The 24,763-nt window shown below is 73.9% G+C and carries 24 protein-coding genes, 1 other RNA gene and 1 pseudogene; 10 read left to right on the top strand and 16 right to left on the bottom strand.

The features are described 5' to 3' along the window. Positions 1-39 precede the first annotated feature (39 nt). Positions 40-1,482: an RNB domain-containing ribonuclease gene (locus ACZ4M3_RS14185; protein ID WP_467732308.1), complete on the top strand. Its 1,443-nt coding sequence runs from the start codon at positions 40-42 to the stop codon at positions 1,480-1,482. Between the two features lies 1 nt (position 1,483). On the opposite strand, the pseudogene ACZ4M3_RS14180 reads toward ACZ4M3_RS14185, so the two are convergent. Continuing rightward, positions 1,484-1,903: pseudogene (locus tag ACZ4M3_RS14180) on the bottom strand (helix-turn-helix domain-containing protein); the annotation flags it as partial. A 76-nt stretch (positions 1,904-1,979) separates the two neighbouring features. On the opposite strand from ACZ4M3_RS14180, the gene rnpB reads away from it, so the two are divergent. Further along, positions 1,980-2,381: RNase P RNA component class A (rnpB, locus tag ACZ4M3_RS14175), an RNA gene on the top strand. A 65-nt stretch (positions 2,382-2,446) separates the two neighbouring features. Here the strand turns inward: rnpB and ACZ4M3_RS14170 are convergent. Genes ACZ4M3_RS14170 through ACZ4M3_RS14160 form a run of 3 tightly spaced genes read right to left on the bottom strand, consistent with a single transcriptional unit; the run spans position 2,447 to position 5,333 of the window. After that, positions 2,447-3,736 (bottom strand): bifunctional RNase H/acid phosphatase, encoded by a 1,290-nt coding sequence (locus ACZ4M3_RS14170; RefSeq protein WP_467732306.1) that lies wholly within the window; start codon positions 3,734-3,736, stop codon positions 2,447-2,449. After that, complete coding sequence (locus tag ACZ4M3_RS14165; protein WP_467733083.1) at positions 3,736-4,479, bottom strand: zinc ribbon domain-containing protein; 744 nt, start codon at positions 4,477-4,479, stop codon at positions 3,736-3,738. Before ACZ4M3_RS14165 ends, ACZ4M3_RS14170 begins: the two co-directional genes overlap by 1 nt. After that, complete coding sequence (locus tag ACZ4M3_RS14160) at positions 4,476-5,333, bottom strand: Nif3-like dinuclear metal center hexameric protein (protein WP_467732304.1); 858 nt, start codon at positions 5,331-5,333, stop codon at positions 4,476-4,478. The genes ACZ4M3_RS14165 and ACZ4M3_RS14160 overlap by 4 nt, the downstream gene beginning before the upstream one ends. 187 nt (positions 5,334-5,520) lie before the next feature. Here ACZ4M3_RS14160 and ACZ4M3_RS14155 point away from each other — a divergent pair, with 187 nt between their 5' ends. Further along, positions 5,521-6,585, top strand: coding sequence for a hypothetical protein (locus tag ACZ4M3_RS14155; RefSeq protein WP_467732302.1), 1,065 nt, complete (start codon positions 5,521-5,523; stop codon positions 6,583-6,585). A 122-nt stretch (positions 6,586-6,707) separates the two neighbouring features. Here the strand turns inward: ACZ4M3_RS14155 and ACZ4M3_RS14150 are convergent, their stop codons facing one another. The 3 genes from ACZ4M3_RS14150 to ACZ4M3_RS14140 are packed head-to-tail and all read right to left on the bottom strand — an operon-like array spanning position 6,708 to position 9,649. Next, complete coding sequence (locus ACZ4M3_RS14150) at positions 6,708-7,649, bottom strand: 3-oxoacyl-ACP reductase (protein ID WP_467732300.1); 942 nt, start codon at positions 7,647-7,649, stop codon at positions 6,708-6,710. Between the two features lie 23 nt (positions 7,650-7,672). Continuing rightward, positions 7,673-8,749: a Zn-dependent alcohol dehydrogenase gene (locus ACZ4M3_RS14145; RefSeq protein WP_467732298.1), complete on the bottom strand. Its 1,077-nt coding sequence runs from the start codon at positions 8,747-8,749 to the stop codon at positions 7,673-7,675. A gap of 45 nt (positions 8,750-8,794) precedes the next feature. Then, positions 8,795-9,649, bottom strand: a complete 855-nt coding sequence (locus ACZ4M3_RS14140; RefSeq protein WP_467732296.1) for a MaoC/PaaZ C-terminal domain-containing protein — start codon at positions 9,647-9,649, stop codon at positions 8,795-8,797. Between the two features lie 246 nt (positions 9,650-9,895). On the opposite strand from ACZ4M3_RS14140, the gene ACZ4M3_RS14135 reads away from it, so the two are divergent. Then, positions 9,896-10,246 carry a response regulator gene (locus ACZ4M3_RS14135; RefSeq protein WP_467732294.1) on the top strand — a complete coding sequence of 117 codons (351 nt, stop codon included), beginning with the start codon at positions 9,896-9,898 and terminating at the stop codon, positions 10,244-10,246. Between the two features lie 6 nt (positions 10,247-10,252). On the opposite strand, the gene ACZ4M3_RS14130 is transcribed toward ACZ4M3_RS14135, so the two are convergent. The 4 genes from ACZ4M3_RS14130 to ACZ4M3_RS14115 all read right to left on the bottom strand — a co-directional run bounded on the left by ACZ4M3_RS14130 (position 10,253) and on the right by ACZ4M3_RS14115 (position 14,807). Continuing rightward, positions 10,253-11,440 carry a lipid-transfer protein gene (locus ACZ4M3_RS14130; RefSeq protein ID WP_467732293.1) on the bottom strand — a complete coding sequence of 396 codons (1,188 nt, stop codon included), beginning with the start codon at positions 11,438-11,440 and terminating at the stop codon, positions 10,253-10,255. A 16-nt stretch (positions 11,441-11,456) separates the two neighbouring features. After that, positions 11,457-13,589, bottom strand: a complete 2,133-nt coding sequence (locus ACZ4M3_RS14125; RefSeq protein ID WP_467732291.1) for an acyl-CoA dehydrogenase — start codon at positions 13,587-13,589, stop codon at positions 11,457-11,459. 149 nt (positions 13,590-13,738) lie between these two features. After that, positions 13,739-13,981: a DUF397 domain-containing protein gene (locus ACZ4M3_RS14120; RefSeq protein ID WP_467732289.1), complete on the bottom strand. Its 243-nt coding sequence runs from the start codon at positions 13,979-13,981 to the stop codon at positions 13,739-13,741. Further along, positions 13,959-14,807 (bottom strand): helix-turn-helix domain-containing protein, encoded by an 849-nt coding sequence (locus tag ACZ4M3_RS14115; RefSeq protein WP_467732287.1) that lies wholly within the window; start codon positions 14,805-14,807, stop codon positions 13,959-13,961. The genes ACZ4M3_RS14120 and ACZ4M3_RS14115 overlap by 23 nt, the downstream gene beginning before the upstream one ends. A 235-nt stretch (positions 14,808-15,042) precedes the next feature. Here ACZ4M3_RS14115 and ACZ4M3_RS14110 point away from each other — a divergent pair, with 235 nt between their 5' ends. The 4 genes from ACZ4M3_RS14110 to ACZ4M3_RS14095 all read left to right on the top strand — a co-directional run bounded on the left by ACZ4M3_RS14110 (position 15,043) and on the right by ACZ4M3_RS14095 (position 18,847). Beyond that, a complete protein-coding gene (locus ACZ4M3_RS14110) occupies positions 15,043-15,684 on the top strand; it encodes a class I SAM-dependent methyltransferase (RefSeq protein WP_467732285.1) in 642 nt (213 codons plus the stop codon). A 123-nt stretch (positions 15,685-15,807) separates the two neighbouring features. After that, the gene (locus ACZ4M3_RS14105; RefSeq protein WP_467732283.1) at positions 15,808-16,776 is read left to right on the top strand and encodes an N-acetylmuramoyl-L-alanine amidase; all 969 of its coding nucleotides are present in this window, start codon (positions 15,808-15,810) and stop codon (positions 16,774-16,776) included. A gap of 140 nt (positions 16,777-16,916) precedes the next feature. Next, complete coding sequence (locus tag ACZ4M3_RS14100; RefSeq protein WP_467732281.1) at positions 16,917-17,711, top strand: hypothetical protein; 795 nt, start codon at positions 16,917-16,919, stop codon at positions 17,709-17,711. Between the two features lie 125 nt (positions 17,712-17,836). Further along, complete coding sequence (locus tag ACZ4M3_RS14095) at positions 17,837-18,847, top strand: LLM class F420-dependent oxidoreductase (protein WP_467732279.1); 1,011 nt, start codon at positions 17,837-17,839, stop codon at positions 18,845-18,847. Here ACZ4M3_RS14095 and ACZ4M3_RS14090 read toward each other — a convergent pair. Both ACZ4M3_RS14090 and ACZ4M3_RS14085 read right to left on the bottom strand, forming a co-directional pair. Beyond that, positions 18,844-19,242: a hypothetical protein gene (locus ACZ4M3_RS14090; protein ID WP_467732277.1), complete on the bottom strand. Its 399-nt coding sequence runs from the start codon at positions 19,240-19,242 to the stop codon at positions 18,844-18,846. The two genes, ACZ4M3_RS14095 and ACZ4M3_RS14090, sit on opposite strands and share 4 nt — an antisense overlap. Before the next feature lie 90 nt (positions 19,243-19,332). Then, complete coding sequence (locus tag ACZ4M3_RS14085; RefSeq protein ID WP_467732275.1) at positions 19,333-19,980, bottom strand: hypothetical protein; 648 nt, start codon at positions 19,978-19,980, stop codon at positions 19,333-19,335. A gap of 113 nt (positions 19,981-20,093) precedes the next feature. Here ACZ4M3_RS14085 and ACZ4M3_RS14080 point away from each other — a divergent pair, with 113 nt between their 5' ends. Next, entirely contained in the window at positions 20,094-20,393 is a 300-nt protein-coding gene (locus ACZ4M3_RS14080; protein WP_467732273.1) for a hypothetical protein, read from the top strand. Positions 20,394-20,521: 128 nt separating this feature from the next. On the opposite strand, the gene ACZ4M3_RS14075 is transcribed toward ACZ4M3_RS14080, so the two are convergent. The 3 genes from ACZ4M3_RS14075 to ACZ4M3_RS14065 are packed head-to-tail and all read right to left on the bottom strand — an operon-like array spanning position 20,522 to position 23,700. Next, complete coding sequence (locus ACZ4M3_RS14075) at positions 20,522-21,604, bottom strand: prenyltransferase/squalene oxidase repeat-containing protein (RefSeq protein WP_467732271.1); 1,083 nt, start codon at positions 21,602-21,604, stop codon at positions 20,522-20,524. After that, complete coding sequence (locus ACZ4M3_RS14070; RefSeq protein WP_136215595.1) at positions 21,601-22,335, bottom strand: class I SAM-dependent methyltransferase; 735 nt, start codon at positions 22,333-22,335, stop codon at positions 21,601-21,603. The genes ACZ4M3_RS14075 and ACZ4M3_RS14070 overlap by 4 nt, the downstream gene beginning before the upstream one ends. Positions 22,336-22,389: 54 nt before the next feature. After that, entirely contained in the window at positions 22,390-23,700 is a 1,311-nt protein-coding gene (locus ACZ4M3_RS14065) for a glycosyltransferase family 4 protein (RefSeq protein WP_467732269.1), read from the bottom strand. A 238-nt stretch (positions 23,701-23,938) separates the two neighbouring features. Here ACZ4M3_RS14065 and ACZ4M3_RS14060 point away from each other — a divergent pair, with 238 nt between their 5' ends. After that, positions 23,939-24,562 (top strand): TetR family transcriptional regulator, encoded by a 624-nt coding sequence (locus ACZ4M3_RS14060; protein ID WP_467732267.1) that lies wholly within the window; start codon positions 23,939-23,941, stop codon positions 24,560-24,562. Positions 24,563-24,763: the final 201 nt, after the last annotated feature.

The raw sequence follows: 24,763 nt of genomic DNA, 5'->3' as shown, positions 1-24,763 counted from the left end.
CGACGGGCAGCCCGGGCCCGTCCCCCATAGGCTCGGTCCATGCCACGCCGTCACCTGCACATGACCGGCGCAGACGGGGCTGCCCTGCGGGCCGCGCTGCGCGCACTGCGGACGGGGCTGAACGTGCCGGAGCGGTTCCCCGCCGCCGTGCTCGCCGAGGCGGAACAGGCCGCCGCCCACCCCCGGCTCCCGCCGGCCGACGCGACCGACATCCCCTTCTTCACCGTCGACCCGCCCGGCTCGGTAGACCTCGACCAGGCCATGCACCTGGCGAACCGTCCCTCCGGCGGCTACCGCGTGCACTACGCCATCGCCGACGTCGCCGCCTTCGTCACCCCCGGCGGCGCACTCGACGCCGAAGCCCACCGCCGGGTCACCACCCTCTACTTCCCCGACGGGAAGGTCCCGCTGCACCCGGCCGTGCTCTCGGAGGGCGCGGCCAGCCTGCTGCCCGACCGGACCCGCCCGGCGCTGGTGTGGCGGCTCGACCTGGACGCCGACGGCCGGGTGGAGGGCGCCGAGGTGCGCCGGGCACTGGTGCGCAGCCGGGCGAGGCTCGACTACGCCACCGTCCAGCGGGCCGTCGACTCCGGCACGGCGGACGAGTCCCTGGCGCTGCTCAAGGTCATCGGGACCCTCCGCGAGGCCCTGGAGGTGGAACGCGGCGGCATCTCGCTGGCCGTGCCCGAACAGGAGGTCGTCGCGCAGGACGGCTCGTACTCCCTCGCCTACCGGGCCCCGCTCCCGGCGGACGGCTGGAACGCCCAGATCTCCCTGATGACGGGCATGGCCGCCGCCGACCTGATGCTCGCCGCCGGAACCGGGATCCTGCGCACCCTGCCGAGCGCCCCCGACGGCGCGGTCGGCCGGCTGCGGCGCGCCGCGAAGGCCCTGCGGATCGACTGGCCCCACCACGTTCCGTACGCGGAACTCGTCCGCTCCCTCGACCCGAACCGGCCCGCCCACGCCGCCTTCCTCCAAGAGTGCACGACCCTGCTGCGCGGCGCCGGGTACACGCCCTTCACCCCCGGCGTGACCCCCGACCCGCTGCTGCACGCCGCCGTGGCCGCCCCGTACGCGCACTGCACCGCCCCGCTGCGCCGGCTCGTCGACCGGTACGCCGGGGAGCTGTGCGCGGCGGCATCCGCCGGGGCCGAGCCGCCGGAGTGGGCCGTCGCCGCGCTGGAGGCGCTGCCGCACGAGATGGCGGAGGGCACCCGGCTGGCCAACACCGCCGAGCGCGAGTGCGTGGACCTGGTGGAGGCCGCCCTGCTCAAGGACCGGGTCGGCGAGACCTTCGAGGCGACGGTGATCGACGTCAAGGAACACGAACCGCTGGTCGGCACCGTCTGCCTGGCGGACCCGGCCGTGATCGGCCGCGTCGAGTCCCCGACGGCGCGGCTGCCGCTGGGCGAACGCATCCGGGTCCGGCTGACCCGGGCCGACCCCGGCACCGCGAAAATCCTCTTCGCTCCGGCCTAGACACGGCCGGGTCGGCGGCCAACGGGCCGAGTGCGGCGTACTGCGCCTCGCCCCCGGCGCCCGTCGCGTCAAGCAGCGTCAGGTGGTCCCGGTCGAGCGCGGCGCTGGGCGAGTCCGTCGGCGGCGCCGCGCCGAGCGGCCCGGCGAGCGCGGGCCGGGCGGCCCCGGCCGACAGTTCCGCGAGCCGGCGCCGGCGCTCGGCCAGTTCGGCCTGCGGCCGGGCCAGGTCCGCGTCGAGCTCCGCCAGGATCTCGGCGAGCTCGCGCCCCGCGTCGTCGGCGAGGGCGTCCCGGACCTCGTCCAAGCCGGGCCCGAGTTCGCCGAGCCGGCGTACGCGGGCCAGCAGGACGGCGTCCCGCACGGTGTGCACGCGGTAGCCGTTGGCGCGCCGCGCCGGTTCCGGGAGCAGGCCGATGTGGTGCTAGTGCCGTACCGCCTGCCGCTGCGGCAAGGTCAAGCCGGCACGGCGCAGCCGGTACCATGGGCGGCACGACAGACGAGTCGGCCGGGCGGCCGCGTCGGGGTCTTCGGATCCCGCCGAGGAACGTCCGGGCTCCACAGGGCAGGGTGGTGGGTAACGCCCACCCGGGGTGACCCGCGGGACAGTGCCACAGAAAACAGACCGCCGGGGGCTTCGGTCCCCGGTAAGGGTGAAACGGTGGTGTAAGAGACCACCAGCGCCTGAGGTGACTCAGGCGGCTCGGTAAACCCCACCCGGAGCAAGGTCAAGAGGGGTCGTTCTCGGACGGCCCTGCGCGAACGTCCGAGGGCTGCCCGCCCGAGTTCGCGGGTAGACCGCACGAGGCCGGTGGCAACGCCGGTCCTAGATGGATGGCCGTCTCCCCGGCGACCGCGAGGTCTCCGGGCGACAGAACCCGGCGTACAGGCCGGCTCGTCTGTCCTCGCCGTACGTAAGCCGGAGCCCCCGCCACATCTGTGGCGGGGGCTCCGGCGTTGCGGGGGTTCAGCGCAGGTGCGAGGTGTCGTTCAGGAGCCGGACCGAGGCGTTGCCGTCGGCGTAGTAGGCCACCGCCGAGAGGGAGGCGGCCGACAGTTCCATCTTGAACAGGGACTCCGGGGGCGCGCCGAGCGCGAGCCGGACCAGCGTCTTGACCGGGGTGACGTGCGTGACCAGCAGGACCGTGCGGCCCGCGTACGCGGTCAGCAGGCGGTCGCGGGCGGCGGTGACCCGGCGGGTGACGGCGGTGAAGCTCTCGCCGCCGCCCGAGGGGGCCGCCTTCGGGGAGTCCAGCCACGCCTGGAGGTCGTCCGGGAACTGCTCCCGCACCTCGGCGAAGGTCAGCCCCTCCCAGGCGCCGAAGTCCGTTTCGCGCAGGCCCTCTTCGACCACGACCGGCAGCCCGAGCCGGTCCGCGACGGCCTGCGCGGTCTCCCGGCAGCGGCGCAGCGGGGAGCTGACGACGGCCTCGACGGTGCCCCGCGCGGCGAGCGCCCCGGCCACCGCGGCGGCCTGGCGGCGGCCGGCCGGGGACAGCTCGGGGTCGGTGCCGCCGCTGCCGGAGAAGCGCTTCTGCGGGGTCAGCGCGGTCTCGCCGTGGCGCAGCAGCACGAAGGTGGCCGGGGTACCCAGGTCGGGACCCCAGCCGGCCGACGGCACCGCCGGGGCCGGGCCGGGCTCCGCGACCAGGGTGTCCGCCGCCTGCTCGGCCCCCGCCGCGGGGGCCGGCGTACCGGAAGAGGCGGCGAGGGCCGCGCGGACCGCGGCCGCTCCGGCCGTGGCGTCGCCGGGCGGCCCCGCGGGCGGCGGGGTCGCCAGGGCGCGGGCCACCGAGGTGTCCAGGGCGGCGGAGGAGGCCGACGGCTCCCACTGCCGACCGTGCTTGCCCGCGTCCATCGCCTCGTTCGCGAGCCGGTCCGCGTGCTTGTTGCGCTCGCGCGGGATCCACTCGTACGTCACCTGCGCGCGCGGCAGGATCGTGGCCGCCTCGGCGGCCAGCGGCTTCATGTCCGGGTGCTTGATCTTCCAGCGGCCCGACATCTGCTCGACGACGAGCTTGGAGTCCATCCGTACGAGGACCACCGCGTCCGGCGCCAGCTCGCGGGCGGCCTTCAGCCCGGCGATCAGCCCCTTGTACTCGGCCACGTTGTTCGTCGCGACGCCGATGTACTCGGCGCGCTCGGCCAGCGTCTCGCCCGTGGCCGGGTCGAGGACCACCGCGCCGTAGCCGGCCGGCCCCGGGTTGCCCCGGGACCCGCCGTCCGCCTCCACGACGAACCGGACCAGCCTCGACATCAGATGCCCGAGTCCGCCGTACGGACCAGGATGCGGCCGCAGTTGTCGTGGCGTACGACCTGGTCGCGGGCGGCGGCCTTGATCTCGTTGACCTCGGCCATGTCGAGCTCCAGGCGGCAGCCCTCGCAGCGGCGCTGGTACAGGCGCGCGGCGCCGACGCCGCCCTGCTTGACGCGGATCTTCTCGTACAGGGCCATCAGCGCGTCCGGCATCGAGGCGACGATGACCTCGCGGTCCTTGGCGATGCCCGCGGCCTCGGCGTCGAGTTCGGCGGTGGCGGCGTCGCGGCGCGCGGTGGCGTCCGCGAGCTTCGCCTCCAGGCCGGAGACCCGCTCGGTCAGTTCGGTGACGCGCGCCTGCGCGGCCTCCAGGCGTTCCATGACCTCCAGGACCACGTCCTCCAGGTCGCCCTGCCGCTTGGCGAGGGAGACGACCTCGCTCTGCAGGTTCGCCAGGTCCCGGGCCGAGATGCCCGCGCCGGAGTCCAGTCGCGCCTGGTCGCGGGCCGCGCGCTGGCGGACCTGGTCGACGTCCTGCTCCGCCTTGGTCTGCTCCCGGGCGGCGTCGCTGGCCTGCGTCTGGGCGGCGACGAGCAGGTCCCGCTGCTGGGTGAGGTCCTTGGTCAGGGAGTCGACCTCGGCGTGCTCGGGCAGCGACTTGCGCTTGTGGGCGAGCTGAGACAGCCGGACGTCCAGGGCCTGGACGTCGAGAAGTCGGATCTGGTCGGCGGGCTCGGCGTTCAGTTGGGGGCTCCAGGGTTGGTGGGTGAGGTGACGGACGGCGCGTGCGCCGTCCACGGGTCGGTGACCGTGCGCGAGACGTGGGTACGCAGACCCCAGCCGTGGCGCTCGGAGATCGCGTCGAGCTGCGCGGCGGCCTGCTCGCACCAGGGCCACTCGGTGGCCCAGTGGGCGGCGTCGAGGAGCGCGAGCGGGCTCTGCCCGCGGGCCTCGGACGCGGGGTGGTGGCGCAGGTCGGCGGTGAGGAAGGCGTCCACGCCCGCCGCGCGGACCTGCGCGAACAGGCTGTCGCCGGAGCCGCCGCTGACCGCGACGGTGCGGATCAGCGCGTCCGGGTCGCCGGCGACGCGGATGCCCTGCGCGGTGTGCGGCAGCCGGGCGGCGGCCCGGGCGGCGAAGTCGCTCAGGGTCTGGGGGTGGTCGAGTTCGCAGATCCGGCCGAGGCCGCGGCGGCCCGCGGGGTCGGTGGGATCGGGCACGAGGGGGCCGGTGACGCGCAGGTCCAGGGCGCCGGCGAGGGCGTCGGAGACCCCGGGGTCGGCGGTGTCGGCGTTGGTGTGGGCGACGTGCAGCGCGATGTCGTTCTTGATCAGCGTGTGCACGACGCGGCCCTTGAAGGTGCCCGCCTCGACGGTGGTGGTGCCGCGCAAGTAGAGGGGGTGGTGGGTGACGACCAGATCGGCGCCGAGCGTGACGGCTTCGTCGACGATCTCCCGTACGGGGTCGACGGCGAACAGGACCCGGGTGACTTCGGCGTCGGGGTCACCACAGACGGTGCCGACGGCATCCCACTGCTCGGCCCGCGCGGGGGGCCAGAGAGCGTCGAGGGCGGCGATGACTTCGGAGAGACGGGGCACGGGCCAAGGCTACCGTCCGTGGCGGCCCCCGGTCGCGGTGCCGGGGGACTACGGCACCGCACAGCACAACCACCCCCCGCGCCACACCTGAACCGCCGCGCCGCCACCCGTATGTGTGAAGCCGGGTAGGTCGTGTTGTTCGGCAGGAAGTGCGAAAACTAGCTTCCTCACCGGAGGTGACGCACGGATGACTGTCTGTGCCATCGAGATGACGACGGCTGCCGCGTTCACGATCGCGGCGGACGGGGCGTACGCCGCACGGCTGGCCGGCGCCGGCCAGGCCCGGTACCCGGAGCGCTGGACCCTTGACGGGCCCGAGCCGTACGCGGTGCCGCTGCCGCTCGCGCAGCCGGAGGAGGCGGACAGCGAGGTGCTGCCGCTGGCCGACGGGCGGGTGCTGATCCACCGCCGGGTCGCGGACCGGCACTCCTTCTCGCTGCTGTACCCGACGGGCGGCGCCGGGGCCGGGCCGCGCACCGGGGAGCTGCCGCTGGGCGCGATCGAGCGGGAGGCGCAGGACGTACGGGTCTTCCTGCTGCCGCCGTCCCCGGACGGGCACGGCGCCTTCGCCCTGGCGGTGGGCGCCGAGGAAACGGTGCTCTGGCAGGTGGCCGGCGCCCCCGGCGGGCCCCGGCGGGCCGCCGTCGTCCCGGGCCGCTGCTCCGGCGGCGTCTGGCTCGACCGGGCGGGCCGGCTGCTGGCGCTGGACCGCGAGCTGGCGGGCCGCACCAAGGCGGTGGCCGTGGACCTGGCCCGGGACGGGCAGGTCACCCCGCTGCTCCAGATCGCGGACGGCAGCGACGACCGACTGCTGCTGGCCGAGCCGGACAGCGGGCTGCTGCTGATCCGCTCGGACGCGCCGGGCGAGCCCAGGCTGGGCTGGGGGGTGCTCGGCAGCGAGCGCCCGGTCCGGTTCCCGGAGTGCCTGCGGGCGGCGGACGCGGTGCCGTTCGCGGTGCAGCCGGGGCAGGTGCTGATGCCGGAGAGCTGCGGGGTGGCACTACGGGTGCCGGAGGGCATCGCGCTGTGGCGCCCGGCCGACCGGCACGTGTTCCGGCTCTCCGCCCCGGCGGGCTGGCTGGGCACCGGGCTGTGGACGCCCCAGGGGGTGCTCCGCCTTCCGTACGCCACCCCGGAGGTGCCGTGCGGGATCGTCACCCTGGCCCAGCCGGTGGCGCCGCCGCCGCCGGTCCGGATCGCCCCGCCCACGGCGCCGCGCCCGGTTCCGCTCCAGCAGGCCCCGCTGAACTGAGCCGCAGCGGCCGGGGTGTCCGGCGGATCCGCACCCCGGCCGCGCCGCGCGGCGCCCCTCCGGACGCCCCAAGGGCTGTCCGGTAATCCCCGGCTGACCCGCCGCGGATTACGGGACAGCCCTCAGTCGTGCTTGAGGCCCAGGACCTCTGCCGCCGCGAAGGTCTCGTTCGGCGGGCGCGTGTCGTAGTAGGACGTGAGGAGCGCGTCGAGCTCCTCGAAGCCGAACGCCTCCTTGGCGGTGTCGAACTTCGCCGCCACCTTGGGGCGTTCCATCACCACCACGATCCCGCCGTGCACCACGAACAGCTGCCCGTTGGCCTTGGCGGCGGCCGGTGAGGCCAGGTAGCCGACCAGCGGTGCGACGTGCTCGGGGGCGAGGGCGTCCAGCTTGCCCTCCTCCGGCTCCTGGAAGCCCGCGAACACGTCCTCGGTCATCCGGGTACGGGCGCGCGGGCAGATGGCGTTGGCGGTGACCCCGTACTTGGCCATGGCCAGGGCGGTCGAGGTGGTCAGGCCCACGATGCCGCCCTTGGCCGCCGCGTAGTTCGGCTGGCCGGCGCTGCCGCCGAGGAAGGCCTCGGAGGAGGTGTTGACGATCCGGCCGTAGACCGGGCCGCCCGCCGCCTTGGACCGCTCCCGCCAGTGCGCGGAGGCGAAGTGGGTGGTGTTGAAGTGGCCCTTGAGGTGGACGCGTATCACCGAGTCCCACTCCTCCTCCGACATGGAGAAGATCATCCGGTCGCGCAGGATGCCCGCGTTGTTGACCAGGACGTCGAGCTTGCCGAAGCTCTCGACCGCCAGCTCGACAAGCTCGCGCGCCTGCCCGAAGTCGGCCACGTCACCGAGGTGCGCCACCGCCTGCCCGCCCGCGGCCCGGATCTCGTCGGCCACCTCCTGCGCCGGGGCCGCCGACGCCTCGCCGGAGCCGTCGCGCCCGGGCTGCCCGAAGTCGTTGACGACCACGCTCGCCCCGAGCCGCGCCAGCTCGATCGCCTCGGCCCGGCCGAGCCCGCGGCCCGCGCCGGTCACGATGGCGCTGAGCCCCTCAAGTGGCAGTGACATCTACCGCATTCCTCTCGTCGCGCTCAGAGTTCGATGCAGGTGCGCAGGGCCACGCCCGTACGCATCTGGTCGAGGGCGTCGTTGATCTCCCCGAGCCGCACCCGGTGCGTGATCAGGCCCGCCAGGTCCACCCGGCCGGCCCGCCACAGCGCGATGGTGCGCTCGTAGGAGCGGAGCACGTCACCGCCCCCGTACATCGAGGGCAGGATCTTCTTCTCGTCGAAGAACAGCGAGAACATGTTGACGGAGTAGTCGTCGTCCAGCGCTCCCGCGCCGACCACCACGACGGAGCCGCCGCGCCGGGTCATGTCGTACGCGGTCCGCGTCGTCGCGGACTTGCCGACCACCTCGAAGACGTAGTCGAAGCCCTCCCCGGCCGTGATCCGGTTCTTGGCGTCGCCGAAGGCGTCCGGCGCGACCGCCTCCGTCGCTCCGAACCGCAGCGCCGCCTCGCGGCGCGAGGCGACCGGGTCGACGGCGATGATCTGCGCCGCGCCCTGCACCTTCGCGCCCTGGATGACGGATATGCCGACGCCGCCGCAGCCGATGACCGCGACCGAGGAGCCGGCCTCCACCTTCGCGGTGTTGATCGCCGCGCCGAGCCCGGTGGTCACGCCGCAGCCGATCAGGGCGGCGATGTCGTACGGCAGGTCGTCGGGGATCGGCACGGCGCACCCGGCCGGGACGACGACCTCCTCGGCGAAGGTGCCGGTACCGGCGAAGCCGAAGACCTCGCCGCCCGCGCGGCGGAAGTTGGGGGTGGCGACGTTCCCGAAGGCCTCCAGGCACAGGTGGCCCTGGCCGCGCTTGCAGGAGGGGCAGTGGCCGCACGGCGGCAGCCAGCACACCAGCACCCGGTCGCCGGTCTTGAGCTGGGTGACGCCGTCCCCGACGTCGGTGATCTCGCCCGAGCCCTCGTGGCCCGGGACGAAGGGGGCGGGCTGCGGAAGTACGCCGCTCATCGCGGACAGGTCCGAGTGGCACAGGCCGGTGGCCTTGATCCGGATCCTGACCTTGCCGGGGCCGAAACCCGCGGCCTCCATGTCCTCGACGACCTCCAGCTTGTCCTGGCCGATCTCGCTCTGCAGCGCTGCGCGCACGGTGCGGCTCCTTCGGTTCGTTCGTGAACGTGGGCGGGCCTGTGGTTACGCGTGTTCCACGACGGTGTCGGCGAGCACGGGCGCGTCGTCGCGTTCGACGGCGGCCACCGCCACCCGCACCCGGCCGGGCTCCTCCCACATCCGGATGCGCAGGGTCTCGCCCGGGAAGACGATCCCGGCGAAGCGCGTGCGGTAGGCGCGGACCCGGGACACGTCCCCGGCCAGGACGGTGTCGACGACGGCCTTGAGGGTGATCCCGTACGAGCACAGGCCGTGCAGGATCGGCCGGTCGAAACCGGCGAGCTTGGCGAACTCCGGGTCGGCGTGCAGCGGGTTCCAGTCGCCGGAGAGCCGGTAGAGCAGCGCCTGGTCCTCCCGGATGTGCCGCTCGACGGTGCGGTCGGGGTCCCGGTCGGGCGCGTCCTCGCGGGCGGAGGGCCCGCGCTCGCCGCCGAACCCGCCCTCGCCGCGTACGAAGAGCTGCGCGTCGCTGGTCCACAGCGGCCCGTCGGCGTCCTCGACCTCGGAGCGCAGCACGATGACCGCCGCCTTGCCCTTGTCGTAGACGGCGGCGACCTTGGAGCTGGAGGTGGCCCGGCCCTTGACGGGGATCGGGCGGTGCAGCTCGACGCTGTGGCCGCCGTGCAGGACGGCGGCGAGGTTGACGTCGATGCCGGGGGCGGCGAGGCCGCCCAGCATGGCCATCCCGGCGCCGGCGACGGTCGCGAAGCTGGGCAGTACGTGGAGCTTGGACTCCAGGGTGTAGCGCAGCTCGTCGGGGTCGGTGGCGGGCCGGCCGGCGCCGACGCCGAGGTGGTAGAGCTGGATGTCCTTGTGGTCCCAGGCGATGTCCCCCCGGCGGGGTTCGGCGGCCAGGGCCTTCGCGGCATCGATCGGCATTCGGACGCTGCTCCTTGCTGAGCGGGTGCTCCGTGAGTGGAAGACCTCGGCGCGGTCGTCCGCACCGTCGGCCGCGCCGAGGTCGTCTGCGGGGGCCGCCGCCCGGGTAGAACGCGTTCTAGGCGGCCGGTGAGGCCATGTATAACGCACCCCCCAACAGTTGGGAAGACCGCTGACTCAACGTCAGATCATCGGTTTCCGGCATGTTTTCCGGGCGCGCCGGGGCCGGGACCCTACCCTGGCGGGATGGACGAAACCGGTCGGTCCCTGCGGGTGCTGCTGTGGCCCGCGAACCCGGCGCTGGCGCTGCGGCTGGGCATGGAGCGGGACATCGAGGTGGTGGCCTCGCCGCTGGGCCGGCCGGCGGTGGCGCTGGTGGAGTCGGTGGCCGGGGTACGGGAGGTACGCGAGGCCGCACCGGAGTGCGCGGTCCTGCTGGCGGTGGGCTCCGCCCGCGCGGGCCTGCGGGAAGCCGCCCTGGCGGCGGGCGCGACCGGCCTGGTCCTCCGGGACGGACCGGTCTCGGACCTGGCCCGCTCCCTCCACCGCGCCTCCCGCGGCGAACCGACGACCGACCCCGCCCTGGACGTCCCGTAACCCCGGCTACCGCCGCAGCAGCGTCACCACCGCCGCCCCGCCCAGGCCGATGTTGTGCGCGAGCCCCACGCCCGCCCCCGGGACCTGCCGCCCGCCGGCCTCGCCGCGCAGTTGCCACACCAGCTCCGCCGCCTGCGCCAGCCCCGTCGCCCCCAGCGGGTGGCCCTTCGAGATCAGGCCCCCGGACGGGTTCACCACCCACCGGCCCCCGTACGTCGTCGCCCCGCTCTGCACCAGCTCCCCGGCCCCGCCCTCCGCGCACATCCCCAGCGCCTCGTAGGTCAGCAACTCGTTGATCGAGAAGCAGTCGTGCAGCTCGATCACGTCCACGTCCTCGACGCCCAACCCCGACGCCTCGAACACCGCCCGCCCGGCCGCCGCCGACATCGGCTTGCCGACCACGTCGATGCACGAGCCCGACGCGAAGGACGCCTCCGTGTCCGTCGTCATCGCCTGCGCCACGATCTCCACCGCCTTGTCGTGCAGCCCGTGCGCGACCACGAACCGCTCCGACACCACCACCGCCGCCGCCGCCCCGTCCGAGGTCGGCGAGCACTGGAGCTTCGTCAGCGGCTCGTGGATGGTCTTCGCCGCGAGGATGTCCGCCACCTCGTACACGTCCCGGAACTGCGCGTTGGGGTTGTCCGCCGAGTGCCGGTGGTTCTTCGCCGCCACCGCCGCCAGCTGGGCGGCCGTCGTCCCGTACCGCTCCATGTGCTCCCGCGCCGCGTTCCCGAAGATCTGCGCGGTCGGCGGCGACATCTCGAAGCCGTGCCCGGCGGCCATGATCCCGTAGTGGCGCGCGACCGGCGAGACCTTGAAGTCGCCGCCGTCGGCGCCCCCGCCCAGCGCGCCCTTCTTCATCTTCTCGAAGCCCAGCGCCAGCACGCAGTCGCTCAGGCCGCCCTCCACGAACTGCCGCGCCATCATCAGCGCCGTCGAGCCGGTCGCGCAGTTGTTGTTCACGTTGTAGACGGGCACCCCGCTCAGCCCCAGCTCGTACACCGCCCGCTGCCCGGCCGTGGACGCCTGGAAGCAGTACCCCACCGGCACCTGCTCCACCAGCTCGTACCCGATCCCCGCGTCCGCCAGCGCCGCGCTCCCCGCCTCCTTCGCCATGTCCCAGTACTGCCAGTCCCGCGACTCCGGCTTCTCGAACTTCGTCATGCCCACGCCCACGATGTACGACTTCATCCCTGCCACTCCTCCGTCAGTCCCTGGGAAGGCCGAGGATCCGCTCGGCGACGACGTTCAACTGGACCTGCGTGGTGCCCCCGGCGATGGTCAGACAGCGGGACATGAGCAGCCCGTGCACCGCCCGCTCCCCCGCCCCCTCGCACACCGCGCCCGCCGGCCCCAGCAGTTCCAGCGCCAGTTCGGCCAGCCGCTGCTGGTGCGGGGTCTGGACGAGTTTGCGTACGGACGCGCCCGCGCCCGGCTCCAGCCCCGACACCTGCCGCAGCGTGGTCCGCAGGCCGATGCAGGCCAGCGCGTGCGCCTCGGCGGCCAGCGCGCCGATCCGCAGCCGGTAGGAGTCGTCCGGTCCGGCCGCGCAGGCGGCGATCAGCGCCTCCAGCCCCGTGTCGAAGGTCATCTGGTCGGCCATGTGCACGCGCTCGTTGCCGAGGGTGTTGCGGGCCACCTTCCAGCCCTCGTCGGCCGCCCCGACCAGCGCGTCGGCGGGCAGCGCGACGTCGTCGAAGTAGACCTCGTTGAACAAGGCCTCCCCGGTGATCTCCTTCAGCGGCCGGATGTCGATGCCGGGCGTGCGCATGTCGACCACGAAGTAGCCGAGCCCCTTGTGCTTGGGCGCCTGCGGGTCGGTGCGGGCGAGGAGGATCCCGAAGTCGGCGCTCTGCGCGGAACTCGTCCACACCTTCTGCCCGTTGACGGTCCAGCCGCCCCCCTCCGCCGGCTCCGCCTTGGTCCGCAGCGAGGCCAGGTCGGAGCCCGCGCCGGGCTCCGAGAAGAGCTGGCACCAGGTGACGTCCCCGCGCAGGGTCGGCATCAGGTACGTCTCCTGCTGGCGCGCGCTCCCGTAGGCGAGCAGCGAGGGCACGACCCAGGTGGCGATCCCGAGGTCGGCGAGCCTGACCCCGGCCGCCACCAGCTCCTGCTGCACCACCAGCTGTTCGACGGGCCCGGCGCCCAGCCCGTACGGCGGCGGCAGGTACGGGGCGGCGTAGCCGGTCGGCGCCAGCATCCTGCGGGCAGCCGCCGGATCGAGGCCCCGCGCCTGCCCGATCACGCCGCGGGCCCGGGTGCGGTACGCCTCCGCCTCCGCCGGGAGTTCCAGGCGCAGCTCCCGCCGCGCGCCGGCCGCCGCGTGCCCGACGGCCCGTACGCGGTGCGCGTCGCCGGGGCCGAGCAGCTGGCGGGCCACGATCGCCCGGCGCAGGAAGACGTGCGCGTCGTGCTCCCAGGTGAAACCGATCCCGCCGAGCACCTGGATGCAGTCCTTGGCGCAGGAGTAGGCGGCGTCCAGGGCGGTCGCGGCCGCGAGCGCCGTCACGAGCGAGCGCACGCCGCCGGGTTCGTCCAGCACCTGGGCGGCGTCCCAGGCCAGCGCCCGGGCCTGCTCCAGCCGTACCAGCATGTCGGCGCACAGGTGCTTGACGCCCTGGAACCGCCCGATGGGCCGGCCGAACTGCTCGCGCACCTTCGCGTACTCGGCGGCGGTGTGCACCGCCCGGGCGGCGGTCCCGCAGGCGTCGGCGGCGAACAGCGCGCAGGCCGTGTCCCGCACGAGGTCGGCGTCCAGCTCCAGCAGCCGCCCGGCCGGTACGGCGACCGCACGCGCCCGCACCTCGGCGGTGGGCCGGGTCGGGTCGGCGCTGTCGTGGGTGCGGACCTCCAGGGCGGCGGAGTCGACGGCGAACCAGCGCGTCCCGTGCGCGGTCCCGGCGGCGAGCAGCACGAGCTCCGCCTCCCCGGCGCCGAGCACGGGCGGGGCGAGGCCGTCCAGCAGGTGGCCGCCCCCTTCGGCGGCGACGGCGGTCACGGTCCCGGGCCCGAGCGCCACGGCCCCCACCCGCCCGCCGAGCGGCGGCGCCCCGGCCCGCGCCAGGAGTACGGAGGCCAGCGCGCTCGGCAGGTACGCCCCGGGCAGCGCCGCCCGGGCGGCCTCCTCCACGACGACGGCGAGGTCGAGCAGGGTCCCGCCCTCCAGGTGCGGGAACAGCAGCCCGGAGCCGGCCAGGGCGTCCCAGTACCCGGGCCGCACCCCGGTCTGCGGCGGGGTGTCGAGCAGCTTGCGCACTTCCTCGGCTGGCGCGGCCCGCGCGATCCAGCCGCGCACGGCGTCGGCCAACTCCCGTTGCTCTTGCGTGATTCCGATGCCCATGCGCGGCAGGCTAGAACACGTTCCATTCTGACGGAAGGTCAGATCGCTCCGGGTTCCGGCCGGACTCGCGGTCCGGCGCCGGACACGACGAAGGCCCGGTTCCGGCGCGAGGGGTCGTCCTCACGCCGGAACCGGGCCCGGAACCCGTGTCAGAGACCGCGCACGAACTCCGTGAAGGCGTCGGGGCTCACGGTGAAGGCGGGCCCGTCCGGATTCTTGGAGTCCCGGACGGCGACGGCGCAAGGCTGAGCGGCAACCTCGACGCAGTTACCGCCGGTGTCGCCGCTGTACGAGGACTTGCGCCAGGCGGCGCCGCCGAGGGGGGCGCACTCGACACAGTCACCGCCGGTGGTCCCGCTGTACGAGGACTTACGCCACGACGTGCCCGTCATGTGCTGGATGGTGTCCATAACGCTCCTCCATTACGCGGGCGATCCGTGCCGCCGAGTCCTCCACGGAGAGGGCGGCGGCCTGCAAAAGATCGTAACGGAGCGAACCCTCCCTAAGTGCTTTCGGATTGGCCGTGATATGACCCTGGACGAAGTCCTCGGTGTAGACGAGGTTGTGTCCGTCGTCGAGCCGCAGCAGGCTGAACTCCCCCAGCAGCCCAACGTGCGCGCCGGCCTCGAAGGGCAGGATCTGCACGTTCACCCACTCCCGTCGCCGCTGCTCCAGCAAGTGGGCCAGTTGCTCCCGCATGACCTCCCGGCCGCCGATCTCCTGGTGCAGGGCGGCTTCGCTCATCACCACCCACATCAGCGGCGGTTCCTCGCGGTCCAGGATCCGCTGCCGGTCCAGCCGCGCGGCCACCTTGCCGTCGAGGTCGCCGTCGCCCCGCGCCCCCAGCACCGCCCGCGCGTACGCGGGGGTCTGCAACAGCCCGTAGACGAGCTGCGCCTGGAAGGTGGAGATGTACCCGGCCCGCGCCTCCATCTCCGCGTACGCCTGGAACCACGTCGGCAGCTGGCTCCGCAGCACCAGCCCCACTAGCCGGGAGAAGAAGCCGCCCGTGTCGAGCACCGCGTCCACCCGCTCGGAGAAGTCCCGGGTCGGCACCCTGCGGGCTTTTTCGATCATGCCGATCAGCGATCCGGTGCAGAAGACGCTGCTCCCGAGCTGCGCTTGTTTCAGTCCGGCGTTTTCCCGGAAGCGGCGCAGTTCGGCGCCGTAGTAGTCCAGCGGCGAGGCGCTGGGATCGAGTTCGCGACTGCTGGCCATGGAGCGGTCACCCCCAAGTACACGCCCTGCGGCGTACGTAGTCGGTCTGTCGCCGAGCGTAATCACGCCATCGCGTCCGCCGGGCCGGAATGCCGCAACTTCACCCGCAGGAGCGGTTATCGCCCCGCGCTCCCCGCCCGCTCCGGTCGGGCCGGACCCCCGGCCGTGGTGCCCTACCGGGCGGTAGGGCAGCATGGGCCGCCCACGCGCACCCCGCTCAGCAGGAGGAACCACCATGGCCAGCCCCAAGCCGGAGACCCTCGCCGCCTTCGAGGCCGCCAAGGGGTTCATGCCCGTGGGCGAGGGGCTCGCCCTGTACGCCGCCGCGGCCGGGGCGGCCGCGCTCGGCCTGCCGCTGCTGGAGGTCGGCACGTACTGCGGCCGCTCCACCATCCTGCTGGCCGACGCCGCCCGCGAGGCGGGCGTGGCCGCCCTCACCGTCGACCACCACCGGGGCAGCGAGGAGCAGCAGCCCGGCTGGGAGTACCACGACCCGACGGTGGTGGACCCCGAGATCGGGCTGATGGACACGCTGCCGGCGTTCCGCCGCACCCTGCACCGGGCCGGCCTGGAGGAGCACGTGATCGCGATCGTCGGCCGGTCCCCGCAGGTGGCGGCCGCGTGGGGCGGTCCGCTCGGCTTCGTCTTCATCGACGGCGGCCACACCGACGAGCACGCGAACGCCGACTACGAGGGCTGGGCCCCGCACCTCGCGGTGGGCGGCACCCTGGTGATCCACGACGTCTTCCCGGACCCGGCCGACGGCGGTCAGGCCCCGTACCGGATCTACCTGCGCGCGCTCGCCTCCGGCGCCTTCGAGGAGGTCTCGGTGACCGACTCGCTGCGCGTCCTGCGGCGCACCGGCGCAGGCATCTGACGCTCCACAGGCACCCCCCGCCGGCACCCCCACACGCACGCCGGCTTCGGGCATATAAGCCGACCACGCCCTCGGATGGCCCAGCCCCGGCCTCCCGGGGCGGGGGCGGTCTAGCATCGCGACGTGCGCTACGACGACAGTCCCCCGCCTCCGGAGTCCGCCTCTTCGATCAGCCCGGACCGGCGCTGGTTCATGCGCCGCTCCGCACTCACCATCGCGGTCGCGTCCCTCGTCCCGGCCGCGCTGGCGGCCTGGGTGCTGACCCAGGCGCTGACCGGGTCCGACGCGGACCGGCAGCCGCCCCGGGCCGTTCCGCTGCCCGCCTCCCACGCCACCGGCCTGGACGGCAAGCCGAACCCGGCGGCCGGCGCCTCGGCCGCCGGCTCCCTCACCCCCTCCGCGCAGTCGCCCGCCAAGGGCCCGCTGACCGGCCGGACCGTGGTCATCGACCCCGGCCACAACACCGGCAACTTCGACCACACCGCCGAGATCGACCGCCAGGTGGACATCGGCACCAACCTCAAGGAGTGCGACACCACCGGCACCACCACGAACTCGGGTTACATGGAAGCCGAGTTCACCATGGACGTCTCCCGGCGGCTGCGCACCCTCCTGGCGGCCAAGGGCCTCAAAGTGGTGTTCACCCACGAGACGGACCGCGCCTGGGGCCCCTGCATCGACGAGCGGGCCCGCATCGGCAACGAGGCCAAGGCCGATGCCGTCGTCTCCGTCCACGCGGACGGCGTCTCCGAAGGCAGCCGCGGCTACCACGTGATCCTCCCGGCCGAGGTCAAGAGGGGGAAGGCGGACACCGCGAAGATCGTGGAGCCCTCCCGGCTGCTCGGCGAACGCATCGCGAGCAACTTCGCCCGTACCACGGGTTCCAGCCCGGCCAACTACCTCGGCGGCGGCACCGGTTTGGTCATCCGTGACGATCTGGGCGGACTGAACCTCTCAACCCGCCCCAAGGTGTTCATCGAATGCGGCAACATGCGTGACAGCAAGGACGCGGCACAGCTGAAGAATCCGCAGTGGCGCCAGAAGGCCGCGCAGGGCATCGCGGACGGCATCGTCGGCTTCCTGGGCGGGTAGGTCCCCACCGGGGCCGCCCGCCGCCCCGGCCCTCTCGGCCACGGAAAACCTCCGTACCATGGTGCCGCCCGCCCCGCTCCAGCTCTGATCTGCGACCGCGGCACCACGAGACGACCGAGACCGAGAAGGACACCTAAGACGTGAACATCCGCTCCCTCACTCGAGGCGACGGCGTGGTGATCGGAGCAGCGGTGCTGCTGTTCATCGCCTCGTTCCTCGATTTCTACACCGTCACCGGCGCTGACATGCCGAGCGTGTGGAACACCGACTACAGCGGCCTGGCCCTGCCCGCCGTCTTCCTGCTCGGCTTCATCGCGGCGGGGCTGCTGATCGGCGCGCGCTTCCAGCCGGAGTCCCGCAAGGTCCTCGGCCTGCCCCTCGCCACCTGGGGCACGGTGCTCGCGGTCGCGGCCGCGTGGAACGCGCTCTGGGCCCTGATCGTCTGCCCGCCCAGGGTGGACCTCGGCGCGGGCTGCATCCTGTCCTTCCTCGCCGTCCTCGCGCTGGCCGGGGTGGCCGTCGCCGGGCCGAAGATCCCGGCGCTGGCCGGTCAGCTCGTCCCGGAGCAGCGGCCGACGGCCGTCCCGCCGTACGGGGGCCAGCCCGGCGCCGGGTACGGCTACCCGGGCGCCCAGCAGCAGCCGTACGGGTCCACTCCGCAGCCGGTCCCGCCGTACGGCGGCACCCCGACGCCCGCTCCCGGCCCGCAGGACGCGGCCCCCGCGCCGGCGGCGGACTTCTCCCCGTTCTGGTTCGCCGTCCCGGTGGCCCGGCCGCTCTTCCCGGAGGACGGCTCGCCCACCCCGATCGCGGAACTCGCCCCCGGCACCTGGTACCTGGCCGTCGAGCAGCGCGGCGAGTCCACCCTGATCGCCCAGACCCAGGACGGCCGCCGCGGCGTGCTGAACGACACCTCGGGCATCCAGCGCGGCTGACCCCCCGGGCGTCCCCCACGGCCCCTCGCCCTTCCGGGCGGGGGGCCGTTGCCCTACAGTCCCCTGACACACCGTCAGCTGAGCTGGAGCCGCCGGGGCTCGTGGACACGCACAGGGGGACCGACATGCGCCTGGGACTCGCACTCGGCTACTGGGGCCGCGGGCCCGGACCGGACCACCTCGCCCTCGCGAAGGAGGCCGAGCGGCTCGGGTACGACTCGGTGTGGACCGCCGAGGCCTGGGGGTCCGACGCCTTCACCCCGCTGACCTGGATCGCCGCGCACACCTCCCGCATCCGGCTCGGCACCGCCATCGCGCAGATGGCGGCCCGCAGCCCCACCGCCACCGCCATGCACGCCCTGACCCTGGACCACCTCTCGGGCGGCCGGATGATGCTGGGCCTCGGCCTGTCGGGGCCGCAGGTGGTGGAGGGCTGGTACGGGCGCCCGTTCCCCGCGAGTCCGCTCACCGCGACCCGGGAGTACGTCGACGTCATCCGCCAAGTGCTGCGCCGCGAGGGCCCCGTCGCCGTCGACGGCCGCTTCCACAGCCACCCGTACCGCGGCGCCGACGGCACCGGCCTCGGCAAGGCCCTCAAGCCCATCACCCACCCGCTGCGCCCGGACCTGCCCCTGCTGCTCGGCGCCGAGGGCCCCAAGAACATCGCCCAGACCACCCGGATCGCGGACGGCTGGCTCCCCCTGTACTGGTCGCCGACCCGCACCGACGTCTACCGGGCCGCCCTCACCGCGCTCCCCGAGAACTTCATGATCGCCCCGATGGCCCGGGCCAAGGTCTGCGACGACGTCGCGGAAGGACTGCTGCCGGTGAAGGCGATGCTGGGGTTCTACATCGGCGGCATGGGCCACGCGGCCCGCAACTTCCACGCCGACCTGATGGCCCGGATGGGCTACGAGGAGGAGGCCCGCCGCATCCAGGACCTCTTCCTGGCCGGCCGCAAGGAGGAGGCGGTGCTGGCGGTCCCCGACGCGTTCGCGGACGAGATCTCCCTGATCGGGCCGCGCGAGCGGATCGCGGAGCGGTTCGACCTCTGGCGCAGGGGCCCGGTCACCGACCTGCTCCTCACCGCCCCCGACCCGCACACCCTGCGCGTCCTCGCGGAGCTCAACAGCTAGCGGACGTCTTCCGCCCCCGCCTGCGGCACCGCCGCCAGCAGTTCCGCCAGGTCCTGCGGCATCACCGCGATCTCGATGTCCGGGCCGGCCGCGAGCGCGCAGCCGACGATGCGGGAGCCGGGGTTGATGGCGAGCCCCTCCCGTACCGAGGGCGGCCGGACGGCGGTGGCGCGGGCCCCGGCCAGCTCGACGGCCGGGCCCCGCCGGGGGAGCCAGCGGGCCGCGCCCTGGTCGACGTACACCCGGCCGGGCCGCCAGCGCCCCCGGCCAGCGGGGTGGCGGGCCATGCAGGGGAGGCCGGCGGGCGGCCCGGCCGCCGCCCGGCGGCGCTGTACCCGCCGGAGCAGCCAGCCGGTCACCGCGGCCACGACGGCGAGGAAGAGGAATCCGAACATCCGCTCATCTTGGGTCGCGGCCGTGCACCGCACAAATCACGGGCCGGAGGGCGGGTGCACCCGCCCTCCGGCCCGCCCCGCCGGCCGCTGCTAACCGCGCAGTTGGGACAGGCTCGGGACCTTGTCCTGCACGGGGGCGCCGGCGCTCTGACCGGCGTTCTTCACGCCTTCGATGACGTTCTGGAAGGAGCTGACGTCGGCGTCGCTCGCGTCGCCCTTGCGGAGCTTGGAGCCGAGGCCCTTGAGGGACTCGATGCCCGCGGTCAGCGGGGCCACCGCCTTCGACAGCAGTGGGTCGCCCTTGGCGTTGTTCAGCGCCGCCTTGAGCCGGTTGTAGGCGAAGGCACCGGCCAGACCGGCCTTGACGAGCGCGAACGTACGGCCCTTCGCGCCCTTCTTGAAGGTGCCGGCCCGGTACGGCTTGATGATCCACTGGTACGTCGCCCCGGCCGCGAGACCGGCGTTGGCGACGAAGCGGGTCTTGGCGAACTTCTGCCGCTCGGCGGAGGTGCTGGGCGTCGGCTCCGCCGCGGCGGCCCGGGCGTCCGCGGCGGAGGCGGCCCCCTCGGCTTCGGCGAAGGCGGCCACGGCGACCGAGACGTCGTCGTTCCGGCTTCGGGAACCAGCGCCGGAGCCGCCGCCGGAACCACAGGCGGTCGCACCGGCCAGGAGCGCGCAGGACAGCAGGGCCGCCGTCAGCGCGCGGCGGATTCGTATGGTCGTGATGGGGTGGGACACGGTTGCCTCCGGGGACTGAGGTGTCCTCCGCAGCCTGTCCCGGGCCGCGTGACTCCGCTACTTGGGGGACCCGTTCGGGGTTTGTTCCGCCGTGCGGCGGCAAGACGCGGGACATGCGGACATACACCAGAGCACCTGCCCGAGGTAGCGGCCTGGGCCGGGCCGTCGCCGTCCTGGCGGACGTGCTGGCTTTCGTGATCGGCCTGTGGATCCTGCTCTACCTGCTGGACGCCAACCGGGGGAACGCGCTCGTCGACTTCGTCCACGACGCCGCGACGTGGCTCGCCGGCTGGTCGTACGACCTGTTCACCTTCGACCGCGAGTGGGTCCAGGTGGTGGTCGGCTACGGCCTGGCGGCCGTGGTCTACCTCTTCATCGGCCACGTCGTCTCGGGCTGGCTCTACCGGCGCTGAGCCCGGACCCGTACGCCGGCCGCCGCCCGCGCCGCGGCGGCCGCCGGCGTACGGGGACCGGAGCGAGCGGGTACGAAGCGTCCGGCGCGCGGCCGGGCGCAGGCGCGCGGCCGGGCGCCGGCGCGCGTCTACCCGCAGCAGTCCGGTTCGAGGCCCGGCGGGAGGGAGAGGCCGCCGAAGACCTCGCCCGTGGCCTCGTCGCCGCCGAGCGCGGCCACGGCCAGCAGCAGCGAGCCGGCCGTCCAGGTCGTCTGCTCCACCGGCCAGACCGCCTTGTCCTGGAACACGTAGCCCGTCCAGTACATGCCGTTCTCGGCCCGCAGGTGCCCGATCGAGCGCAGGACCTCCAGCGCCCGGTCCGACTCCCCGATCGCCCACAGCGCGAGCGCCAGCTCGCAGGACTCCCCGCCCGTGACCCACGGGTTCGGCAGCACGCACCGCACGCCCAGCCCCGGGACCACGAACTCGTCCCACCGCTGCGCGATGCGCGCCCGCGCCTCGGCGCCGGTGACCGCGCCGCCCAGCACCGGGTAGTACCAGTCCATCGAGTACCGCGACTTGTCCAGGAACCGCTCCGGGTGCCGCCGTATCGCGTGCCCCAGCGCGCCCGCCGCCAGCTCCCAGTCCGGCTGCGGGTCCCCGCGGTGGTCGGCGATCGCCAGCGCGCAGCGCAGCGCCTGGTGGATGGAGGAGGAGCCGGTCAGCAGCGCGTCGGCGACGGGCGTGCCGTCCGCCTCCCGCTTCCAGCCGATCTCGCCGCCCGGCTGCTGGAGCGCGAGCACGAACTCCACGGCCGCGTACACCGCCGGCCACATGCGGTCCAGGAACGGGTCGTCGCCCGTGGCGAGGTAGTGGTGCCACACCCCGACCGCTATGTACGCGACGAAGTTGGTCTCCCGGCTCGCGTCCTGCGGCGCGGCGGTGTCCACCCCGTCCGGCCGGTCGGCGTAGGCCGCGTACCAGGAACCGTCCTCGTTCTGGTGCCGCGCCAGCCACTCGTAGGCCCGTTCCGCGGCCCGGTGCTCCCCCGCCGCGTCCAGTGCCATCGCGGCCTCGGTGTGGTCCCACGGGTCCAGGTGGTGGCCGCGGAACCAGGGGATCGCCCCGTCGGCGCGCTGCGCCGCGAGGATCCCGGCGACCGTGCCGGCCGCCTGCTCCGCGGTCAGTACGCCGTCCAGGACCAGGTGTTCGGTGCGTCCGGGCGTACTCACTGCGCCGCGCCGAGGGGCAGGTGCGGCTTGGTCGCGTACGCCACGAAGCTCTTGCCGATGACCGGGTTGAGGGCCTGCTCGGCGAGCCGGGTCGCCAGCGGCTTCTTCATGATGTCCCAGACCAGGAGCTTGTGGTACGCCTTCACCGGCAGCGCCTTGTCGTTGTCGACGCCGAACGCGCACTTGAGCCACCAGTACGGGGAGTGCAGGCCGTGCGCGTGGTGCGTGCCGTACGGCTTGAGGCCCGCGGCCTCCATCTTCCCGAGCAGCTCGTCGGCCTTGTAGATGCGGATGTGGCCGCCCTCGACCTCGTGGTAGGCGTCGGAGAGCGCCCAGCAGATCTTCTCCGGGCCGTAGCGCGGCACGGTGATCGCGATGCGGCCGCCGGGCTTGAGCACGCGCACCATCTCGGCGAGCACGCCCTTGTCGTCGGGGATGTGCTCCATCACCTCGGAGATGATGACGACGTCGAAGGACTCGTCGGGGAAGGGCAGGGCCAGCGCGTCGCCCTCCATGGCGGTGGCGGTGGCGCCCGCGGGGGCCTCGCCGGCCTCCTTCATGGCGGCGAACCACTTGGCGACCTCGCGGATCTCCTCGCCGTTGCGGTCCACGGCGACCACCTGGGCGCCGCGCCGGTAGCACTCGAAGGCGTGCCGGCCTGCGCCGCAGCCCAGGTCGAGCACACGGTCGCCGGCGGCGAGCGGGAACCGGGAGAAATCGACGGTCAGCACGGGGTCCTGCCTTCGCGGGTCGCGGGGGGGTACGGGGCGGTGGATGGAACGGTGTCAGCGCGAGCTGCGGGTGCGGGCCTGCTCGATGGCGGCCCGGTAGTGGACCACGGTCCCCTCAGCGGCCTTCGCCCAGGTGAACCGGGCCAGGACTCTCTCGCGTCCGGCGGCGCCGAGCCGGGCGCGCAGCCGCTCGTCGCCCAGCAGCTGGCCCAGCGCGGCGGCCAGCGCCCCCGCGTCGCCGGGCGGCACGGCCAGGCAGGTCTCCCCGTCGGGTCCGGCGACCTCGGGGATCGCCCCGCCAGTCGTGGCGACGAGCGGGGTGCCGGTGGCCATGGCCTCCGCGGCGGGCAGCGAGAAGCCCTCGTAGAGGGAGGGCACGCAGGCGACCTGGGCGCTGCGCACCAGGTCAACGAGCTCGGCGTCGGTGATGCCCTTCACGAACCGCACCGCGTCCTGGAGCCCGTACGTCTCGATCGCGCGGGCGACCGGCCCCTTCTCGGCGCGCTTGCCGACCACGACCAGGTGCGCGTCGGGCCGCTCGGTGCGCAGCTTGGCGAGCGCCTCGACGAGGTGGACGAGCCCCTTGAGCGGCACGTCGGCGCTGGAGGTCGTCACGATCCGGCCGGGGACCTCCGCCACGGAGGCGTCGGGCGACCACAGGTCGGTGTCGGCGCCGATGTGCACGACGTGGATGCGTTCGTCGCGCACGCCGAGGTGCTCGGCGATCTCCTGCCGGGAGGAGCCGGAGACGGTGAGCACGGACGGCAGGCGGCGGGCGACGCGGCCCTGCATGCGGGTGAAGGCGTACCAGCGGCGGACGGAGAGCCGCTTCTTGCGGTCCTTGGCGGCGGCCAGGTCCAGCTTCCGGTCGACGGTGATCGGGTGGTGGATCGTGGTGACGAGAGGCGCGCCCAGCTCGCCCAACAGGCCGTAGCCGAGGGTCTGGTTGTCGTGGATGACGTCGAAGTCACCGGCGCGGGCGGCGAGGTGGCGGCGGGCGCGCAGGGAGAACGTCAGCGGCTCGGGGAAGCCGCCGGTCCACATGGTGGCGACCTCCAGCGCGTCGATCCAGTCCCGGTACTCGTCACGCCCCGGCGTACGGAACGGATCGGGACTGCGGTAGAGGTCCAGGCTCGGCAGCTCGGTGAGGGTGGCGCCGGTGTCGAGCACCGGGTAGGGCTGCGCGCCGATCACTTCGACCGAATGGCCCAGCCGGACGAGCTCGCGCGAGAGGTGCCGGACGTAGACGCCCTGGCCGCCGCAGAACGGGTTCCCCTTATAGGTGAGGAGTGCGATGCGCAACGGGCGGTCGCCGTCGGCGACGGAACCCGCGAAAGGGCTCGTCACCATGGCCTCTGCGGTCACTCTCGGCCCCCTTCTCCCTGCACTTTCGCCGGAGCGTAACCGCTCGCATAATGTAGAACAAGTTTCAGACTTGATCCGTCGAAGAGCATTGAATCTACCGGCCGGAAACCACACCGTAAGAGGCGGAGCAGGTGATTCACGCCACGGCTCCGAGGGGGCTCCGACGGCTGACATGCTGACGGCGAGACCGACGCGAGCAGCCCCCGCCAACGACACGGAACGCCTTGGAACAGGACAGATGACAGTGGAAGCGAAGGCCGTGACCACACCGGCGTCCCCGCCCCTGACGGAACGCCAGGAGGCACGCCGCCGGCGGATACTGCACGCCAGCGCGCAGCTGGCCAGCCGGGGCGGCTTCGACGCGGTGCAGATGCGCGAGGTCGCGGAGGCGGCGGGCGTGGCGCTGGGCACCCTGTACCGGTACTTCCCGTCCAAGGTCCACCTGCTGGTCGCCACCATGCAGGACCAGCTCCAGCACATGCACACGACGCTGCGCAAGCGGCCCCCCGCGGCCGAGGACCCGGCGGCGCGCGTCGCGGAGACCCTGATGCGGGCGTTCCGGGCGCTCCAGCGGGAACCGCACCTGGCGGACGCGATGGTCCGCGCCCTGACCTTCGCGGACCGCAGCGTGAGTCCGGAGGTGGACACGGTCTCGCGGCTGACGACGGCGATCATCCTGGACGCGATGGGCCTGGAGTCCGCGCCGACGGCGGAGCAGCTCTCGGCGGTCCGGGTGATCGAGCACACCTGGCACTCGGCACTGATCACCTGGCTGTCGGGCCGGGCCTCGATCGCCCAGGTGAAGATCGACATCGAAACGGTCTGCCGCCTGATCGACCTGACGTCCCCGGAAAGGGCCTGAACCCGCCGGTGGGCGCGCGCCCTGTGGGGCGGGGGCTTCGGGGGGCGGGATACGAGCCGGGCCGGATCGGGGAGGGTATGGGGGTTTCCCGTCAGTCCCATCGTCTCTCCGGGGCGGCCCGGCCCCTCAAGGGCGCTCCTCCTCGTTCCTCGTCGTCGCGTCGCTACGCGATGGCCTTCGGCCACCCTTGACCGACCGACC

The sequence above is a fragment of the Streptomyces sp. NPDC026522 genome (assembly GCF_055567555.1).
Note: the sequence above shows the minus strand (reverse complement) of the source record. Positions and strands in the feature narration are given on the sequence as shown.